Genomic DNA, 18,701 nt, shown 5'->3' with positions numbered 1-18,701 from the left:
TCGGAATGGAGGGGTGCCGCTGGGGCATCTCCTACGCTTTACTCGGACTTGATGACGTTGTTCGGTGGCTCCGGCTCCCGCCCGGCGGCAGGGACCGCGGCGCGGGACCTCTTCGAGCGTCTGCGCTGCCGGTACTTCCATGTGCTGCCAGGGCTCCGGTTCCTGGGTGGCCTCGTCCTGCTGGCCGGTGTCGTCGCGGTCGCGGCGGTGGTGAACCTGCCGGTCCCGACGGCCGCGGCGTTCACGGTGATCCTGCTGGTGGTAGCGCACCTGACGCTCAGGTCCCCGGTGGGGATGGCGGTCGTCGCGGTGGTCGTCGCGTGGCTGGCGTGCTCGGTGGGCCTCGGGGGCCTGTACTCGGGCCATCCGCATGCCTACCTGAACCCTGGCCTGTTGCTGGCGCTGCTCGCGCTGCCGATCGCCGTCGTCGCATTGCGGCTGCGCGGATACGCGCCCTGGCGGACGGCCCTGGTGGCGCTCGTCCCCGCCGGTGTGGTCGCGGCCGGATCGGCGTTGTCGGTTCCGGAGTTCTCCGCAGGCCCTGCATGGGTCGCAGGGCTGGCCGTCCTGGCGTACCGGTGGGATCAGGCACGGCGGACGTCCTCGGCGGAGGCTTACGAGACCGGCTGGGTGCAGGAGCAGTCCAGCGAACGCACCGAAGCGAAAAGCGCGAACGGCAAGAGGCCGCGGGAGCCGCGGGAGTCCAAGCCGTCCGACAGGAAGCCTCCGGCCACCCAGGGCAGGCGTCCCGACGATCAGGCCGAGAACGCCGGAGTGCCGGAGGCGACGCGGGCCGCCTACGAGGAACGAGCGGCGGCGGAGGCGCGCCCACCGGACGAACCGGACGCCCCCACGGCCCGCGAGGCCCTCGCCGAACTCGAGGCGATGATCGGCCTCGAACCGGTGAAACGGCAGGTCAGGTCCATAGCGGCGTCCATCGAGGCGGCGCATCTGCGGGCGGCTGCCGGGGTGCCGACCGAGAAGCCGATGCGGCACCTGGTGTTCGTCGGGCCGTCCGGGACGGGCAAGACGACCGTCGCCCGCGTCCTCGCGCGGATCTTCCACGCGTTCGGCCTGCTCCCGGCCGCGACCGTCGTGGAGGCGACCCGCGCGGACCTGGTCGGCGAGTACCTGGGCGCGACGGCGATCAAGGCGAACGCGCTGGTCGACTCGGCGCTCGGCGGCGTCCTGTTCGTGGACGAGGCGTACTCCCTGGTCAACGCGTCCGAGGGGCAGCCGGACCGGTTCGGTGACGAGGCCGTCCAGACCCTCCTCAAACGGGCCGAGGACGACCGCGACAACCTCGTCGTGATCCTCGCCGGATACGAGGACCGCATGGGCGCGTTCCTCGACTCCAACCCCGGCCTGGCCTCCCGCTTCGGGACGCGCGTCCACTTCCCGTCCTACAGTCCGGACGAACTGCTGGAGATCGCCGAGCTGCACGCGGGCCGACGCGACGACCGCTTCGACGACGCCGCGCGCGGCCGTCTCCACGACAGGTTCGTCGAGATCCATAGGCGCGGCATCGTGGACGAGCTCGGCAACGGCCGTTTCGTCCGGTCACTGACCGAGGCGGCCGCGCGCGCACGAGACGTGCGGGTCGTGGCCGCCGACCGGGACCGCGACCGTGCGCCGACCGCCGACGAACTCGTCACCCTCACCGCGTGCGACGTGGACGCCGCGTTCGCCGAGCTGACCGAGCGGTACCGCGGCTACGCCGAGACGCCGACGCTGGAGGAGGCGCTCGGCGACCTGGACGCGATGATCGGCCTGGCCCCGGTGAAACGGCAGGTCCACCAGATCGCCGCGCAGCTGAAGGTCGCCCGGATGCGGCAGGAGCAGGGCCTGGTCACCCGCCCGCCGACCAGGCATTTCGTGTTCACGGGCCCGCCCGGCACCGGCAAGACGACGGTGGCGCGCGTGCTCGGCCGGATCTTCGCCGCGCTCGGCCTGCTCACCCGCCCGGACGTCGTGGAGGTCCAGCGCGCGGACCTGGTCGGCGAGCACCTCGGCGCGACCGCGCTCAAGACCAACCGGGTGGTCGACTCGGCGCTCGGCGGCGTCCTGTTCGTGGACGAGGCGTACTCCCTGGTCAACTCCGGTTACTCGGGCGGGGACGCGTTCGGCGCCGAGGCCGTCCAGACCCTCCTCAAGCGGGCCGAGGACGACCGTGACCGCCTGGTCGTCATCCTGGCCGGGTACCCCGGTGACATGGACCGCTTCCTCGCGTCCAACCCGGGCCTCGCCTCCCGATTCGACGAGCGCGTGGACTTCCCGTCCTACGGCCCGGACGAGCTGCTCCGGATCGCGCAGCTCATCGCCCGCCAGGGCGGCGACGCGTGGGCCGAGACCGCCCTGGACGACCTGGCCCGGGTCTTCCAGCGCGCCGTCGGCCTCGGCCGCGTCGACGAACTCGGCAACGGACGTTTCGCCCGCACCCTCTACGAGAAGGCGTCCGCCGTCCGCGCCCTGCGCGCCGCCGCGCTGGGCGACTCCGCGACCCCGACCGACCTCACCACCCTCACCGCGGACGACGTCCACGACGCGCTCTCCGAGCTGACCCACCGCCTGTCCCGAACGTGGTGAGATCGTCCGTATGGAGACCGTGACCTGGGCGCAAGCCCTCGCCTGGCGCATGCGCCGCCAGCACATCGAGACCGTGGCGGACGCGTCCGCCGTCGAGATCGCCCGCCGGCTGGCGGGCGTCCAGGCCCAGGTGATGTCGGCGGCCGACCTCGCCGTCCGCGTCCGCCAGAAGAGCCCGCGAGGCGTCGCCGCCGCGGTCGCCGACGGCTCCCTGGTCAAGACCTGGGCGATGCGCGGCACCCTGCACCTGCTGCCCGCCGACGACGCCCCCGCCCACCTCGCCCTCTGCGCCGCGGCCCGCAGCTGGGAGAAGAAGAGCTGGCAGAAGAACTTCGGCGCCACCCCGGGCGACGTCGAGGCGCTCGCCGAGGCCGCCCGGACCGCCCTCGCCGACGGCACGCCCCTCACCCGCGAGGAACTCACGACCGCGATCGTCGAGGAGACCGGCTCCACCCACCTCGCCGAGCTCCTCGGCTCAGGCTGGGGCATGCTGCTCAAACCGCTCGCCTGGCAGGGCGTCCTCTGCCACGGCCCGTCCCGGGGCGCCCGCGTCACCTTCACCCGCCCGCCCTGGACGTCCCTCCCGCCCGTCGAGGACGCCGCCCGGACCGTCCTGCGGGCCTTCCTGGGCGCCCACGGCCCCGCCACCCCCGACACCTTCGACAACTGGCTCCTGCGCAAGGCCAGCCGCAAGAAGGACGTCCGCGCCTGGTTCGACGCCGCCGACCTCGCCCAGGTCGACGTCGAGGGCACCCCGATGTCCGTCCTCCCCGAACACCTGGACGACCTCATCGCCACCCCGCCGTCCACGTCCGTCCGCCTGCTCGGCCCCTTCGACCAGTACATCCTCGCGGGCGGCACCGGCTCTCCCCACCTCGTCCCACCCGCCCACCGCCCCGACGTCAGCCGCACCGCAGGCTGGATCTCCTCCGTCGTCCTCCACAAGGGACACGTCGCCGGAACCTGGGACCCCACGACCCCCGACTCCACCCCCACCCTCTTCGAACCCCTCCCACCCACCACCCTCACCCCCGAACTCACCCGCATCCGCGCCCTGCTCAGCTGAGGTGGAAGCGGAGGTTGTCGCCGGGGCGGAGTTGGGCGGCCAGGGGGAGGTCCTGGTGGCGGACGACGGCGATGACCGGGTAGCCGCCTGTCGTGGGGTGGTCGGTGAGGAAGAGGATCGGGTTGCCGTTCGGGGGCACTTGGAGGGCGCCGGTGACCATGCCCTCGCTCGCCAATTCGCCTTCGCGTGCGCGCACGAGGGCGGGGCCTTCGAGGCGGACGCCGACGCGGTTTCCGGTCGGAGTGACCGTGTACGGGTTCGACGTGAGGACGGTCAGGGCGTCCCGGGCGAACCAGTCGTCGCGCGGCCCAGGGAGGACGCGGAGGACCGGGGCGCCCGGCAGGGGGGCGACGGGCGCGAGGTCCACGCTCATCGGGCCGTCGGCTCGTCCGAAGGGGAGGCGCGTACCGGGAGCGAGGGCGGGCGGGCCCAGATGGGAGAGCAGGTCGGTGGACCGGCTTCCCAGGGTCTTCTCGCAGGTCAACCCCCCTCGGACGGCCAGGTAGCTGCGCAGGCCGCGAGGCGGGACGCCCAGGTGGAGGGTGCCGCCCTCCGGGACGCGGACGGGGGCGTTCATCCCCTGGGGACGGTCGTCCAGACGGAGGTCCAGGGGAGCGCCCGTGACCGAGATCCAGGCGGGGGAGTGGAAGAGCAGGGACGCGCCGCCCAGCGTGAACTCGACGCCCGCAGCGCCCTCGGGGTTGCCGACGAGGCGGTTCGCCAGGCGCAGCGACGGCGCGTCGGCCGCGCCCGAACGCGGGACGCCGAGGTGCGCGTATCCGGGACGGCCCAGGTCCTGGACGGTCGCCAGAGGCCCCGGGCGGACGACCTCGATCACCGCGTCCACTCCGGGACGAACCGGACGCGCAGCCCCGGACGCAGCAAAGACGGCGGATCGCGCTGGACGTCCCACATCGTGAGATCCGTGTGCCCGAGCAGACGCCACCCACCCGGCGACGGCGACGGATACACCGCCGTGTACGGACCGGCGATCGCCACCGATCCTGTGGGGACGGACGTCCGCGGGGACGCCCGCCGCGAAACCCGCAACGCCTCGTCCAGACCGGTCAGGTACCCGAAACCGGGGGAGAAGCCCAGGTAGGCCACCGAATACTCGGTGGCGGCGTGCCGCTCGACCACCTCCCGGACGGACAGCCCGGTCAGCTCCGCGACCTCGCCCAGGTCCTCGCCGTCGTACCGCACCGGGATCTCGACCGGCGGCGCGTCCTCGGCCTCGGCCGCGGTCGCCTCCAGCGTCGCGACGCGCGCGGCGAGCCGGTCCAGGTCGCAGGCGTCCGGCTCGGCGACCAGCAGAACCGTCCGCTCACCAGGGACGATGTCGGTGACACCGGGGAACGCCGCGTCCCGCAGCGCCCGGTGCAGCCGGTGCGCGTCGTCCAGGTCCGCCGTCTCGACGAGCAGCCCACCGTCCCCGGCCCGCCTGACCGTCCTCACACCACCACCTCCGTCCTCACGCGAACGGCTCCAGGCGCACTTCGGCGTCCTTCAGCGCGCCCCGGACGGCCCGTGCCAGCTCCACGGCGCCGGGTGTGTCGCCGTGCACGCACATCGAGCGCGGCGCGAGGGACACCTCCGACCCGTCCACGGCCGTGACGCGCCCCTCCGTCGCCATCCGGACGGCCCGTCCGGCCACCTGTTCCGGATCGTGGACGACCGCGCCCGGCTCCCGCCGCGACACGAGCCGCCCCTCCGGCGTGTACGCGCGGTCGGCGAAACACTCCTCGACGACCGTCAAACCGTCCGCGACCTCGTACAACGCCGAGCCCGGCAGCGTGAGGAGCGGCAATGTCGTGTCGTACGCGCGCACCGCGTCGGCGACCGCGCGCGCCTGCGCGGGATCGCGGGCCAGCCGGTTGTAGAGCGCGCCGTGCGGCTTCACATACCGGACCCGTCCGCCCTCCGCGCGCGCGATCCCGTCCAGCGCGGCGACCTGGTACAGCACCTCGGCGGTCAGCTCCTCGGGCGCGACGTCCATCTCGCGCCGCCCGAACCCCGCGAGATCGCGGTACGAGACCTGGGCCCCGATCGCGACCCCGCGCCCGACCGCCGCCGCGCACACCCGCCGCATGATCAGCGGATCGCCCGCGTGGAACCCGCAGGCCACGTTCGCGCTCGTGATCACGTCCAGCAGGGCGAGGTCGTCGCCGAGCTCCCAGACGCCGAACCCCTCACCGAGGTCGGCGTTGATGTCCATCACCGGCATGGCAAGAGATGTACCACCGCGGGACGCGGTTCAGACCGCCTTCTCGGCGAGCCCGGTCACCTCGCCGCGCGGCGCCCACGCCTGGTACACGCCCCGGTCGAAGAACTCCAGCCCGAGCCGCTCCGCGACGGGCGCGCGGTCGCCGGCGTACTCCACCCGCAACCAGCCCTCATGTTCGCCCAGCACCGCGAACGGCTCCCCGCGCCACGTGCAGCGCGTGCTCACGTACGCGAGCCGGGTCACCTCGTCCGCGGGAACGACCCGGACGTACCGGTCCGACGTGATCTCCTCGAACCCCTCGGCCGGACGCGCCCGGTACAGCCGGACGTCGTCCCCGTCCGGGCTCGCCTCGTACTCCTCGCCCCGCCAGTCCGCGACATATCCGTGCCGGACGCTCATTCCCAACCCCCACCGCGCGCGTGCCGTCCCCGAGGCGCGTCGGGCCGGGTCTCGGACGGTCGAGTCCCTGACTCCACGCCCGCCTGGCCACCCGATGCCGCACCCCGAGGACCGGACTCACCCACTCCGTCCGAAGCCTCCGCAGCCCCGCGCCCAGTCGACCCACCCGAGGCGGACGGCGCGAGCCCACGCCGCGCGCCGGACGAGGCGTCCGAGGACGTCGCGGGACCCGCGAACATCGTCGTCGGCGTCCGGCTCTTCCGCGCGCCCGAGGAGTCGGCGCGGCGCGCGGACCGGGGCGTGCGGGGCTTGTCGGCGCCGCGCGCGGTCGCCAGGCGGATCCGCCAGCGACGCAGGTCGGCGTCATACACGGCGACGAGCGTCGGACGGCCTTCGCGCGCGAGCCGGTGCATCTCCGCGCCATGCGGCAGGCGCTGGCTCTCCACCTTGAACCCGGGCACGGACGAACCCTCGCCCGGCGCGCTCCGGAACAGCGCGGGCTTCACCGCGGGCCAGCGGATCACGTGCATCTCGTCCATGCCCGCCTCGAACGGCGATCCGGGTTGGTCCAGCCCGAGGGCCCGGACGATCCCCTCCGGCCGGGTCAGGTCGGCCACGTCCTGAAGCTTGTGCACATACCCGGCGACCAGGTCGTATCCGCCGTCGAGGTAGTGGGTGACGTGCTCGGGCCGCACCACCTTCTGCACCATGAACACCGTCGGCGCCGGAACGGAATCGGGCCGCGTCGCCTGCGGACCGGCGTCCGGACGCGTCGTCTGCGGAAGGCGCTCCAGCCGCGTCACCTGAGGCGCGGACGCCGCCGCACGCGACCGTCCGGCCACATGCTTGTCGGACGGATCAGGCGGCATCACCCCACCGGCAGACCCCGCACGACCCGACGCGGGCGGAACAGGACCAGACGGAACAGGACCAGGCGGGACGAGACCAGGAGGGACGGGCGAGGGCGCGAGGGGCTGGTTCGGCGCGCTGGAGAGCATGTGCGTGTCCAGGTAGGACGCGCTGGGCAGACCGGGATTCACCGCGAGCCGCCAGTCGGGATGCGGCCAGTCCCGCACCAGATCGCCCACCGTCGAGGTCTGGTGGTGGACGGCCTGTCCGCGCAGGGAGCGGTCCATCGCCTCGGGGGAGGTGAAGGCCAGCACGAACGTCCCGCCGCCGAACTGCGCGGTCGCGAAGTGCCGTCCCCCCTCGCCGTCCGAACCGGGAGTGGGCAGGTACAGGGTCGTGCGGGCGAGCAGCTCCAGGTACCCCTCCTGGTCACCGCGCTCGCGGGCGACCGTCAGGGCGCGCTCCGCCTCGGCCTCGCCGCTCAGCGCGCCCGTCGTCGGGGCGTACTCGGCGTCCGGAACGGCGGACGGGATCCCGAGTGCGGGCAGCGCCAGCGGCGTCCCGCCGTCCGGACCCGTCATCCCGGCCTGGTACACCAGCTCGCGCGGCGACCGCACGCCGTACGCCTCCCGCAGCGCCCCGGTCATCCGCTTCGCGAGATCACCGCACGGACGCGGACGCGTCGCCTCGGGGGCCTCCACCTGGATCCACCAGTTGAGCCGTTCCTCGTCGTCGGGCTCGTTCCACCCGTGCCCGGACAGCTTCCGCTCCTGCCGGGCCGTCAACGGCACGGGCAGGAACGCGTCACCGACCGCCTCCGCGTGCAGGGCACGGTCCGCGCGCAGCACCTGCGTGTAGGGCAGCCCGGTCGGCCCCTGCACGATCAGGAACGCGCGGTCCGGCAGCCGCACCAGCTCGGCGGCCAGCCGGTCGGCGAAGTCGCTCCAGTCCACTCGGTCCAGCCTTCACGTCCGCGGGTCGGGAGACGACCGTAGCGCCCCCTCCCCACCAGTGCCTATTCGCCCCGCTGCCCCGGCAGCGCGTCCGCCCGCACCGGAGTCCAGACGCTTCCGATGGCGTCGTAGACCGCCACGGGCGTCCCCTCCCCGGTCCCGTCCACCTCCAGGAGCGCCGTCCCGTGCGGAACCCGCAGGACGGTCGCGTGCGCAGCCGGTGCCGCCGTCGCGTACCCGCCGTCCGGCACCGGCACCGGGGCCGCCGCGGGCATCGCCGCCGTCCCGTGCGCCTCGAGCCCCGGCAGGATCGGCATCCCGGACGTGTCGAACTCCCGGAGCCCTCCCGCCGTCGCCGAGTCGCGCCGTCCGGCTCCCGCCCCGGCGAACGCGTCCCGCAGATCCGCGACCCGCGACCTCACGAACGCCCTCTGCTCCGGGTCCACGGAGACCCCGAACGCGTTCTCCTGCTCAGGAACGCGAGCGTCCGCCGGCTCGAGCGCGTCGTTCTGTGCAGGGACACCCGCCGCGCCGACCGAGTCAGGCTGCCCAGGCGCAGCGGGCGCGGCAAGCCCGTCGCCCTGTGCCGGACGGCCGGTCACGTCCACATCCTGCTGCCCGGGAACATCCGCCGCCGCGAACGGGTCACCCGATGTGGGAACACCCGTCGCGTCCGGAGCACCGAACGAGTCCTGCTGCTCAGGGACACCGGGCACCCCGAGCGGGCCACCGTACGCCGGAAGGCCCGCCCCATCCGGCGCGCCGAGCGAGCCCGGCTGTCCTGGCCCCCCGGCCGTCGCGAACGCGTCACCCTGCGAAGGAGCACCCGCCAGGTCCGGCCCGCCCAGCGCACCCTGCTGGCCGGGAACACCGGACGCCGCGTGCGCGTCCCCCTGCCCCGGGAAGCCCGCCACGTCCGGCCCGCCCTGCCGGTCAGGCCGCGCAGGCGCGCCGAACGCGTCGGCCTGGGCGGGGAGTCCCGGCATGTCCGGCGCGCCGACCGAGTCCTGCCGGTCAGGGAAGCCAGGCAGCGCGTGCGGGTCGCCGAACGCGGGAACACCCGGCGCGTCCAGCGTGGCGAACGAGTCGTCCTGCCTGGGCATGCCCGGTGTGCCCACGCCAGGCAGTTCGTCGTGCTGTGTCATCTCCAGCGGCGAGGACGTGCCCTCCGGCACATCACCAGCGCCGGTCGCGAACGCCCCAGGCGCTCCGAGCTCGTCACGCTGAGCGCCGCTCTCCGGCCGCGCACCGCCCGAGCCGAACCCGTCACGCGGCGCGGGCAGGCCAGGCACACCGCGTTCGTCGCGCTGCGCCGGGTTTCCGTAGGAAATCGCCTGTGGCTGCCCGTCAGGCGAACCGAGCTGGTCGTGCCGCACAGGCAGGCCCGGCATCTGCGGCGTCGCGGACGGGTCCTGCCCCGCGTACGCGCCCTGCGAGCCATGCGCGCCGAACTCGTCATACTGCGCCGGGACGCCCAGGGACGCGTCCTGACCCGGCGCGAGCGGGGCGCCCGGCGCACGGAGTCGATCGTGGGGCCCGACCGCCTGGAGGTCGTGCCGGGTGTGCGCGTCGTCCTGATCCGCCAGCCCTCCCGGCACGGCCGGGGACGTGCCCATCGGCGGAGGGACGCTCACACCGCCGGACGGCGGCGGCACCGGCGTGCTGGACCCGGGCGGGACGGCGCCCAGCCGGGCGACGGCCGTGATGTCCAGGTGGATCTCGCTCGCGAGACCGGGGTTGATGGCGAGCTGCCAAGCCGGGTCGGGCCAGTTGGCCGACAGGTCGGCGAACGACGTCCGGCGGAACGGCGTCGGCTGGGACGACACCCGCGCGAGCGCGCCCGGAGAGGTGAAGACCGTGATGTAGGTGCCCGTCCCCAGGCTGATGGTCGGCGGCGTGCTCTCGCCGGGCGCGTCGGGAAAGACCAGGTCAGCGGTAGGAAGCAGATCGAAGTAGGTCGTGTGGTCGCCGCGCTCCTTGGCCTCGGCGAGACGCGGCTCGATCTCGTCCATCACACCCGAAGGCGCGCCCTCCGCACCAGACAGCATGTCCTGTATGGACGGCCCCGGAAGGTCGCCCCCGGGAGGCATCTGCCCTCCAGAAGCCTGCGGCTGCGACGGATGACCCGGGAATCCGTTCGGAACCGGCCCGCTCAGACCCTTCGCGTCGGGAAGCGCGGGCGGCAGCGCGCCGGGCTCGGCCGCCAGGACGTTCGGCTCCGGAAAGGCCGCCTGGCCGGATCCGGCCAGGGGGTCGGCGGCGCGCGTCCGGGTGATGCGGGACGGGTCGGCGCAGTCGAGGCCGAGGTCCGGGAGCCCGACCAGGCCGGTGCCGTGCCGGTGGAACGACTCGTACACCAGGTCGGACGGCCGCCGGACGGCCTGGACGTCGCGCAGCGCGGTGACCATGACCTCGGCGAGCCGGGCGTAGTCGGCCGCGGTCGCGAACGCGGGCAGCTCCGTCCACCAGTTGCGCGGCCCGGCCATGCCGGGATCCGCCGGCGGACGCCAGCCCGCGTCGCTCATGACCTCTTCGTCCGCGAGGGTGAGAAGCAGGGGACCGTCGAGGAAGTTGTTGCTGACCGCCTCGGCGTAGAGCCGGTCCGGCTCCCGCATGGCCTGGACGTAGTGGCGGCTCTCCTCACGCTCCCGGACGATCAGGATCGTGTCCCGTTCCAGGGCCGTCAGCTCACGCCCCAGGCGCCGAGCGAACTCGGACCACTCCAACAAGATCACTCCCTACGGCCCGGGGTGCCCCCCGGTTCCCCCCGTCGATCACTGCCCGGTTCGATGATTGTCGGCCGGGACGCTTTCTGGCAAACCGGGGCGCTCCCCCCATCCGCCGAAACCCGCCCACACCACGTCCCGCGCCACCCGTCCACAGCGCGTCCCGAAGGGTCCACAGCGCGCGCCGACGCGACCAGCCCTCCCGGACACCGCGCTCCTCAACCCTCCGCGAGAATCCACCACGCCCCCGCACCCGGCCGCCGCCGCCCAGCCCGCACGCCACACCAAGGCGAGCCACCCCGAACCCGGATCGCACCCACGAGCACGCCGACACCCACAGCACCGCGCCACCCGCGAAACCACCTCTGCACCCGGCCCTCACGAGCACGGCCGCTGCGCCCGGCGTTCACGACAGCCGTGGACGGCAGCCGCCCCCACTCTGCACCGGACCGGCCCACCTCAGCGCCTCATTCACCCCAAGCTCCGACCACGACACGACCCGCGCCGGACACACTCGCCTCACACCCAGGACACACGCGCCTCGCGTCGGGAACAGCGCTGACCCGAAGTTGGGCAGACGCCCCAGACGCCCCCCGCGAACCCGGCCGGATCATCCTCAACCCGGAGGGGGCTCGTGCCGTAGCACTCGCAGCGACGCCCGTAGCGCGCGTGGATCGTGACCGCTTCGGTTCATCACCGCGATGAGCCGGTGCAGCACCTCGTGGCGCTCGTAGCCGACGTCCAGCAGCGCCTGCGCGGTCTCCCACAGTTGTGGAGGGTCGCCGCGCCACAGCCGCTCAGCGAGCCGCTCGTGGGCCTCCAGGTGCTCCTCAGGCGCCCCCGGATGCTCCAGCTCCAGCAGGACGCGCCGGTCCGCCGGATCGGACGGGTCGAGCACCGACAGGTCGATCGTGCCGTGCCGCCCCGACACCCGGTGCCGTCCGGACAGGAACGGCAGCGCGAACGCGCGCCGCGGCAGCGCCTCGAGGTCGCCGTCCGGGAGCAGCCGGTCCACGATCTCGCGGTCGAGCCCGAACGAGGACGGGTCGCGGTAGGCGTCGGCGAACTTCACCGTCGCGTCCCACACCGCGTCCAGCGTCGCGCGGACCGCCCCCTCCGGCAGCCCGGTGCGGCGGCCCGCCCACCGAACCCACGCGGCCAGCACGTGCGGGACGGCCTCCTGCTCCGCCAGCGACAGCAGCACCTTGCGCGGCAGCCAGTCCAGCAGGAACATCTCGCACTTGACCGGGCTCACCCGGAGCGGACGTCCGAAGTCGTGCGTGCAGCCGTAGTCGATGATCCGGTCCACGCAGCGGCTCGCCGCGGCCGTGTCGGACAGCTCTCCGGCCTCGTCCGACGCCAGGAACCGGACGGCCAGGTCCGCCCGCCGGTCGGCGCCGTGGACGGCGGGCTGCGGCACCCGCCCGCCGGTCGGCAGCGCCCGCACCCGGTGCCGGACGAACGCGTGGTAGGACCCGAAGTTCTCGTCGACCGGCGCGTCCGGCTCCTCGTTGGTGTGGTCGAGGCAACGCTGGAGCAGCGCCCGCGCGTCCCGGGGCTCGATCTCCTCGAACCGCATCAGCGGGTTCGTGGCGGCCTCGTGCCGGCAGTGGTCGAGCAGCCGGTCGATCCGGGACGACACCCACGCGTCCCGGACGGTCCCGCACGCGGGCGGACGCTCGCCCGGCAGCCGCGGCCCGACCACGCCCGGCTTCGTCCGGTCCACGAGCACCACGAGCGCGTGCCGGTCGGACGCGCCGCCGTCGCCGCCCGGGTACTCGAAGACGCAGATCACCGACTCCTGGTCGCCGTACACGTCCCGGGACACGTAGCACTCGCGCGGCTCGACCATCCCGACCCGGTCGGACCAGATCGGGCGCGCGACGCCCCGGTCCATCAGCTCGAGCGCGGCGCGCTCCGCCCGCGCCGCCTGCCCGCGCGTGCCGATGCAGGTCACGCCGGTGAGCAGCGCGAGCGCCGCCGGACTGCCGACCCGTCCGGCGTGCGCGACCAGCGCCTCGCCGACGACCTCCTCGACGTCGCCGTCCGCCGCGCGCTGCCCCCACCACGAACCGAGGATCTCGCTCACGATCAACTCGGCGTCCAGGGGACTGCGCACGGCCAGCAGCTCACGCGCGTGCCGCAGCATCCCGTCGAAGATCGCGGCGATCTCGTCGCCCGGCACCGGCGGCTCGGCCGCGGGCTCCCCGGCGGACGGCGGGCGGCTACGGGGACTCACGCCCCCTAGCTTCTCAGATCCCGCCACCCGGAACGCGGCACTTCCCCACCCGGCGGGCCCCGAACACGGCCTTGAGCAGGTGAGGTCCGGCACAACACCGACCCGCCCGCCCCGGAATCCGGACGCCGAAGGGCGTGAGGGAACGCGAGTCCGCCGGTCAGCCTTCGCAGGCCCACGGGGTGACGCTGCCGGACGGCGGGGCCGACTTGACGCGGCAGGTCAGCTGCTCGCGCGCCATGCGCTCGACCAGGTCGAGGCTGGGGGACAGGCCCAGATGGGTCATGCGCGCCTGGACGTCGGCGACGCACCGCGCCACGTCCGCCACGGCGAAGATCACGAATTCGGCGGACAGCCGGCTCGTGAGCAGGTCACGGGTCTCGCTCCGGTGATCGGCAAGTGCAGGCATCGCACGCCTCCGCGCCCGAAGGGCCGGCGGGCCGGGGTGAACCGCCGGGTGCAGGCGCGGCCGGACGCGCACCACCCGACGGACCGCCGCGACCTCGCCTCGATGTCTCATTTCAGCGCGTTCCCGCCGCCTGTCAAGACCCTTGTCGACCCCGGCCCTCGGCCGCCGCTCCCACACCCACCGCGCCCCCCACCGGCCCCGACCAGCACTCCGGCACCCCTCAGGCAGGCGGTCCGTCCCCCCGCGCCTCCGCCGACACATCAACCGCCCCGCCCACACCCGACACCCCTTCCGACGCGCCGCCGGACGCATCGAACCAGGCGGCATGGTGACGCGCGGCCCAGTCACCGGTGACGCGCCCGGTGGCCATCCCGCGAAGCGCCCCGGGATCGCGGAACGCCTCCCACAGATGCCCCAGTGTGACGACCGCGATGACCAGGAACAGCCAGTCATGGACGAAGGTCGCGCCGGTGCGCCAGCGGTCGGGCCAGGGATCCGGCCACGTGAGCATGGCGCCCGTGCCGAGCATGATCAGCGCCGCTCCCGCGGTGAACGCCGCGTTCAGCTTCTGTCCCGCGTTGAACTTCCCGACCGGCACGACCCCGCGCCCGTCCACGACCGCGCGCCGCCGCCCGCTGCGCAGCCATGGCCCGTCGTGCGGCCCGAACCGGTCCAGCCTGCCCAGGTCGAGCCGGAACGCGCGCGACGCCAGCCCCAGCAGCGTCGGAACCGGCAGCAGCAACCCGCAGTAGATGTGGACGGGCTTGACGATCTCGCGGTGCCCGACCATCGTCGCGAACGCCGGTATGTACAGCATGAACGCCGTGACCAGGCAGGCCAGCATCAGCAGCGCTGTCAGGTGATGCACCCAGCGCTCCGCCAGGGTGAACCGCACCAACAGGCCGCGCGCGTGCCCCTCGCGTCGGTCGTGCCCCTCGCGCCCGTTGTGCCCGTCACGTCCGTCAGGTCGGCGCATCGTCACGTCCGTTCGAGCGGCCCACCCACGCGTCCACGTCGTAACCCCGGTTCTCCCAGTAGCCGGGGTGGACGGTCTCGGTCAGCTCGATGCGCCCCAGCCACTTGAGCGACTTGTAGCCGTACATCGGCGCCACGAACAGCCGGACCGGCCCGCCGTGGTCGTGACTGACAGGCTTGCCCTGCATCGAGGTCGCGACCAGGACGTCCCGGCGCCGTGCCTGCTCCAGCGTCAGCGACTCCGTGTACGTGCCGTCGAACGAGTGGAACCGCACCGCGCGCGCACGAGAGGAGACGCCCGCCGCGTCCAGCAGATCGGGCAAGGCCACTCCCGCCCACTCCACATGCGGGACCCTCCACCCGGTGACGCACTGGAAATCCCGCCGAACCCGCGTCTGCGGCAGCGCGGCGAGCTCCGCCAGCGAGTACCCGCGCGGGTGATCCACCAGACCGTCCACCCGAACCCGCAGGTCACGCGGCGTGCGGACCGTGCCCACGACCGAGTAGAACCGGAAGCCGCCGACCGCGGGCAGGACGTCGCCGATCCCGCTCACCGGCGAGAACGCCCGCGTCACCTCCCGCTGGACGGACGCGCCGACGGCGACCCCGGCCGCGCCGAGGCCCAGCATCCCCAGCACGATCCGGCGGCCGACGGGTGTGCCGCGCTGCTCGTCCACACCCTCATTCGACCACCGCCTCGCCGCCCCCGCCACGGTGCACGGCCGCCCGTAAGACTTCCGCAAGAATTGGCCGGACGCACCGCCGCCGGGAGGAACGACATGCCGATCACCCTGCCGATCGAGGACGAGGCGAACGACCTGCTCAACCGGGACCCGTTCGCCCTCCTGACCGCCATGCTGCTGGACCAGCAGGTCCCGCTGGAGCGCGCCTTCGCCGCTCCGCGGGAGCTCGCCGTCCGCCTCGGCCACGACCCGGACCCCGGGGAGATCGCCGCCTACAACCCCGACGAGCTCGTCGAGATCTTCAGCCGCAAGCCAGCCCTCCACCGCTACCCCAAGGCGATGGCGGCCCGCGTCCAGTCCCTCGCCCGCGCGATCGTCGACGACCACGACGGCGACGCCACCCGCATCTGGAAGGACGCCGCGACCGGCAAGGACCTCTACAAGCGCGTCAACGCCCTCCCCGGCTACGGCGAGCAGAAGGCGAAGATCTTCGTCGCCCTGCTCGGCAAGCGCCTGGACGTCCGCCCGGACGGCTGGCGCGAGGCCGCCGGCTCCTACGGAGACGAGGGCTCCTTCCGCTCCGTCGCCGACATCGTGGACGAGGAGTCCCTCGGCAGGGTCCGCTCCTTCAAGCAGGAGATGAAGGCCGCCGCCAAGGCCGCCAAACCCGCGAAGTGACCGCCGACCACGGCGGCCGCTGGGCCCGCCAGGTATCGGATCGCCGCTTGACCCTGTCCAGCCCGTCCGAAACCGGCGTCGCGAGTGCCGTCACAGGGGCCTCAACAGCCTCCCCCTAATAAAGAGGACAACCTTCTACAGCGATGTACAAGGTCACGCCCCGGTTCCGGGTGCCTCCAGAGGGCCGTCCGCCCCACCCGCCACCCCGGTGGCTTTACCTTCTTTTTGCATCCTGACAGGGCGGCAGGTCAGCGTCGTTTCGGTGTGTCCGGAAAGAGGGCCGGGCTGGACGGACGGCGCGTCCGCCCCGCGCCGGGCCCCCGATCCGGCGTAGCATCGTCCACTCGCCGTCCGGAAGAACACCTTTCCGGCGGGTGTCCTCGTGTGCGTGCGATCCACCGTCCGAATCGCGTGCCGGACGCCGTATCCGTCATAGGCGGATCGGTGACAGGGGCTTCCGTCCGGGGCAAAGCGTCGAGATGATGAGAACCTCACTTCGACGGGTGTTGTGATGGAGGCGGGAGCGTTAGCCTGCTCCCATTCACACATAGTGATGAGAACTTGCCGCGCGGTACGGGACCCCCTGGGGCGGAGGTGTTGCCTGTGAGCACCGAGACGTCCGTTCCGCGTCCCCGGCTCTCCCGGCTGAAGGGTCAGCCCATGGATGCGTCCGACGCCGCCCTGTACGCCACCCTCCTGAAGGAGGCCCCCGCCGGGATCGCGCTCTTCGACACCGGGCTGCGGTGCCGGCGCGTGAACGACGCGCTCGCGGCCATGCTCGGAGTGTCGGCGGCCGACCTGACCGGACGCCGCCCGGGCGAGGTGCTCGCCGAGGAGACCGCCGCCGCCTTCGCGGCCGCGCTCGGCGCGGTCCTCGCCGACGACCGGCCCATCACCGACGCCGAGCTCGCCGTGGGCGGCCGGATCCTGTCGTGCAGCTGGATCCCGGCCCGCGGCGGGGCCCAGCAGGACGCCAAGGGCGCCGCCGCCAAGGACAAGGGCAAGGGCAAGGCGCGCCCGCCCAAGCAGGCCGCCTGGGACGACAAGCCGGTCGGCGTCGTCCTCACCGCCCTGGACGTCACCGAGCGGCGCCGGGCCGAGGAGGTCATCCGCCGCAAGGAGCAGCGCTACCGCTCCCTCGTCGAGGCCAGCTCCCAGGTCGTGTGGGTGGCCGCGGCGGACGGCGCCGCCATCGACGACGCCCCCGAGTGGCGCGAGATCACCGGCCAGACCCCGGACGACTACGCGGGCGGCGGCTGGCTGGCCGTCGTCCACCCCGAGGACCGGCCGCGGATCGAGGAGATCTGGAGCGAGGCCGTCGCGGGCGACCGGGTCTTCGAGACCGGCTACCGGATCCGCACCCGCAGCGGCGCCTACCGGCACTTCGACGTGCGGGCGGTGCCGATCTGGCAGGGCGACCGGGTGATCGAGTGGGTCGGCGCGAACACCGACGTCACCGGCCAGAAGGAGGCCGAGGAGATGCGCGGCCGCCTCACCGAGCAGCTCTCGGCGGCGGCGCTGCGCACGGCCCGGCTCCAGCAGGCCACCTCGATGCTGGCCGAGGCCCTGACCGTCGCCCAGGTCGTCCAGGTGATCACCGAGGTCGGCCGGTCGGCGATCGGCGCGGACTACTCGGCCGTCGCGCTGCTGGACGACGACAAGCTGCGGCTGTCGATCGTCACCCCGGCCCCGCCCGGCGGCGGCGAGCCCGCGGCCGACCAGGCCCGTCCGGTCCGCGACGACATCCGGGTCAGCGACCAGACGGTCATGTCGGTGGCCGTCCGGGAGGGCCGCCCGTTCCTCGCCCAGAGCCCCACCGACCTGCGGCTCCAGCTCGGCGGGGACGAGGCGGAGCTGTTCACCCAGCACGCCGAGGAGCGGGCCTGGGTCGGCCTGCCGCTGCTGGCCGCGGGCGCGCCGATCGGGGCCCTGCGGTTCTCGTTCAAGCGGCCCCGGGAGATCACCGAGGAGGAGAAGGTCTTCCTCGAGGCCCTCGCCGGCCAGTGCGCCCTGGCCGTCGAGCGGGCGCTGCTGTTCGAGCGGGAGCACAAGACCGCCGAGGAGCTCCAGCTCAGCCTGCTGCCGAGCGACCTGCCGCAGCTGCCGGGCATGGTGCTGGCCGCCCGGTACAACCCGGCCACCCGGCACGTCCAGGTCGGCGGCGACTGGTACGACGTGTTCCGGCTGCCGGACGACCGGCTCGCCGTGGCCGTCGGGGACGTCATGGGCAAGGGCGTCCGGGCCGCCGCCGGGATGGGCCGCGTCCGCAACGCCCTGCGGGCCCTCGCCCTGAACGACCCGCGCCCGGCCGCGGTCCTGTCCGGTCTGGACCGGTTGTTCTCCGCCACCGAGGACGAGGAGCAGTTCACCACCGTCGCCTACGCGGTCATCGACCCCGAGACCGGGCGCGGCGCCTTCAGCAACGCCGGGCACCCGCCGCCCCTCCTGATCTCCCCGGACGCCGACGCCCGCGTCTCCACCCGGGAGCCCGGAACCCCGCTCGGCTGGCCCTCGCAGCGCCAGCAGACAAGTTTTTCCATCGAAACCGGCAACACTGTGGTCTTCTATTCCGATGGACTTGTGGAGAACCGTAGGCGTGGGGTGGACGCCGGGCTCGAGGAACTGGCCACGGTCGCGACGGACGCCCCACCTGAAGTGGTAGGAGATCCAGAGAGACTCGTCGACTTCCTGGTCGATCGGATGCTTGCCGGGTATGAGCAGGTGGATGATGTGACCGTACTTGCCCTGCATGTCCCGCCGAAGTCCCCGTGATGCCCGTGTAGAAGTTCCGCCGAAGGCGGCGAGAAGACGGCGTAGTCCGTACGAAGGACCGCCGTGCGCCCTCTAAGGTGGTGTGTTACCGGGCAGCACACCCAAGCGGAATGCGCAGCCGTGCCAGAGTGCTTGACCCTAGTAA

General features: G+C 73.5%; 14 protein-coding genes. 4 read left to right on the top strand and 10 right to left on the bottom strand.

Annotation, left to right across the window (positions count from 1 at the left end; genetic code table 11):
- Positions 1 to 51: 51 nt before the first annotated feature.
- Entirely contained in the window at positions 52 to 2,586 is a 2,535-nt protein-coding gene (locus tag P696_RS0141305) for an AAA family ATPase (protein ID WP_026416913.1), read from the top strand.
- A gap of 10 nt (positions 2,587 to 2,596) precedes the next feature.
- Entirely contained in the window at positions 2,597 to 3,652 is a 1,056-nt protein-coding gene (locus P696_RS0141300) for a winged helix DNA-binding domain-containing protein (protein WP_026416912.1), read from the top strand.
- Here the strand turns inward: P696_RS0141300 and P696_RS0141295 are convergent.
- The 10 genes from P696_RS0141295 to P696_RS0141250 form a co-directional block, all read right to left on the bottom strand.
- Positions 3,645 to 4,490, bottom strand: coding sequence for a 5-oxoprolinase subunit C family protein (locus P696_RS0141295; RefSeq protein ID WP_211246014.1), 846 nt, complete (start codon positions 4,488 to 4,490; stop codon positions 3,645 to 3,647). The genes P696_RS0141300 and P696_RS0141295 overlap by 8 nt on opposite strands.
- Positions 4,487 to 5,107, bottom strand: a complete 621-nt coding sequence (gene pxpB / locus P696_RS0141290) for a 5-oxoprolinase subunit PxpB (protein WP_026416910.1) — start codon at positions 5,105 to 5,107, stop codon at positions 4,487 to 4,489. The genes P696_RS0141295 and pxpB overlap by 4 nt, the downstream gene beginning before the upstream one ends.
- A 16-nt stretch (positions 5,108 to 5,123) precedes the next feature.
- Positions 5,124 to 5,876 carry a LamB/YcsF family protein gene (locus P696_RS0141285; protein ID WP_026416909.1) on the bottom strand — a complete coding sequence of 251 codons (753 nt, stop codon included), beginning with the start codon at positions 5,874 to 5,876 and terminating at the stop codon, positions 5,124 to 5,126.
- A gap of 30 nt (positions 5,877 to 5,906) precedes the next feature.
- The gene (locus P696_RS0141280; RefSeq protein ID WP_026416908.1) at positions 5,907 to 6,275 is read right to left on the bottom strand and encodes a hypothetical protein; all 369 of its coding nucleotides are present in this window, start codon (positions 6,273 to 6,275) and stop codon (positions 5,907 to 5,909) included.
- Positions 6,272 to 8,077 (bottom strand): TY-Chap domain-containing protein, encoded by a 1,806-nt coding sequence (locus tag P696_RS0141275; protein ID WP_026416907.1) that lies wholly within the window; start codon positions 8,075 to 8,077, stop codon positions 6,272 to 6,274. The genes P696_RS0141280 and P696_RS0141275 overlap by 4 nt, the downstream gene beginning before the upstream one ends.
- Before the next feature lie 62 nt (positions 8,078 to 8,139).
- Positions 8,140 to 10,806: a TY-Chap domain-containing protein gene (locus P696_RS56710; RefSeq protein ID WP_157430237.1), complete on the bottom strand. Its 2,667-nt coding sequence runs from the start codon at positions 10,804 to 10,806 to the stop codon at positions 8,140 to 8,142.
- 613 nt (positions 10,807 to 11,419) lie between these two features.
- Positions 11,420 to 12,952, bottom strand: a complete 1,533-nt coding sequence (locus P696_RS0141265) for a hypothetical protein (RefSeq protein WP_034489802.1) — start codon at positions 12,950 to 12,952, stop codon at positions 11,420 to 11,422.
- Positions 12,953 to 13,199: 247 nt separating this feature from the next.
- Complete coding sequence (locus P696_RS0141260) at positions 13,200 to 13,448, bottom strand: hypothetical protein (protein WP_034489623.1); 249 nt, start codon at positions 13,446 to 13,448, stop codon at positions 13,200 to 13,202.
- Between the two features lie 220 nt (positions 13,449 to 13,668).
- Entirely contained in the window at positions 13,669 to 14,424 is a 756-nt protein-coding gene (locus P696_RS51670; RefSeq protein ID WP_064744332.1) for a cytochrome b/b6 domain-containing protein, read from the bottom strand.
- The gene (locus tag P696_RS0141250) at positions 14,411 to 15,100 is read right to left on the bottom strand and encodes a molybdopterin-dependent oxidoreductase (protein ID WP_211246006.1); all 690 of its coding nucleotides are present in this window, start codon (positions 15,098 to 15,100) and stop codon (positions 14,411 to 14,413) included. The genes P696_RS51670 and P696_RS0141250 overlap by 14 nt, the downstream gene beginning before the upstream one ends.
- 102 nt (positions 15,101 to 15,202) lie before the next feature.
- Between P696_RS0141250 and P696_RS0141245 the strand changes: the two genes are divergently transcribed.
- A complete protein-coding gene (locus tag P696_RS0141245) occupies positions 15,203 to 15,784 on the top strand; it encodes an HhH-GPD-type base excision DNA repair protein (RefSeq protein ID WP_026416903.1) in 582 nt (193 codons plus the stop codon).
- A gap of 660 nt (positions 15,785 to 16,444) precedes the next feature.
- Complete coding sequence (locus P696_RS0141240; protein ID WP_084339061.1) at positions 16,445 to 18,556, top strand: SpoIIE family protein phosphatase; 2,112 nt, start codon at positions 16,445 to 16,447, stop codon at positions 18,554 to 18,556.
- The last annotated feature ends 145 nt before the right edge of the window (positions 18,557 to 18,701 follow it).

The organism is Actinomadura oligospora ATCC 43269, assembly GCF_000518265.1.
In the GTDB taxonomy this organism is placed as follows: Bacteria; Actinomycetota; Actinomycetes; order Streptosporangiales; family Streptosporangiaceae; genus Spirillospora; species Spirillospora oligospora.
The sequence above is the reverse complement of the archived record's forward strand: the minus strand, read 5'-3'. Positions and strand labels throughout refer to the sequence as shown.

Coding starts and splice junctions, on each gene's coding strand:
- P696_RS0141300 (WP_026416912.1), top strand. CDS start 2,597: ATGGAGACCGTGACCTGGGCGCAAGCCCTCGCCTGGCGCATGCGCCGC.
- P696_RS0141260 (WP_034489623.1), bottom strand. CDS start 13,448: ATGCCTGCACTTGCCGATCACCGGAGCGAGACCCGTGACCTGCTCACG.
- P696_RS0141280 (WP_026416908.1), bottom strand. CDS start 6,275: ATGAGCGTCCGGCACGGATATGTCGCGGACTGGCGGGGCGAGGAGTAC.
- P696_RS0141240 (WP_084339061.1), top strand. CDS start 16,445: ATGGATGCGTCCGACGCCGCCCTGTACGCCACCCTCCTGAAGGAGGCC.
- P696_RS0141305 (WP_026416913.1), top strand. CDS start 52: ATGACGTTGTTCGGTGGCTCCGGCTCCCGCCCGGCGGCAGGGACCGCG.
- P696_RS0141245 (WP_026416903.1), top strand. CDS start 15,203: ATGCCGATCACCCTGCCGATCGAGGACGAGGCGAACGACCTGCTCAAC.
- P696_RS0141285 (WP_026416909.1), bottom strand. CDS start 5,876: ATGCCGGTGATGGACATCAACGCCGACCTCGGTGAGGGGTTCGGCGTC.
- P696_RS0141265 (WP_034489802.1), bottom strand. CDS start 12,952: ATGCTGCGGCACGCGCGTGAGCTGCTGGCCGTGCGCAGTCCCCTGGAC.
- P696_RS51670 (WP_064744332.1), bottom strand. CDS start 14,424: ATGCGCCGACCTGACGGACGTGACGGGCACAACGGGCGCGAGGGGCAC.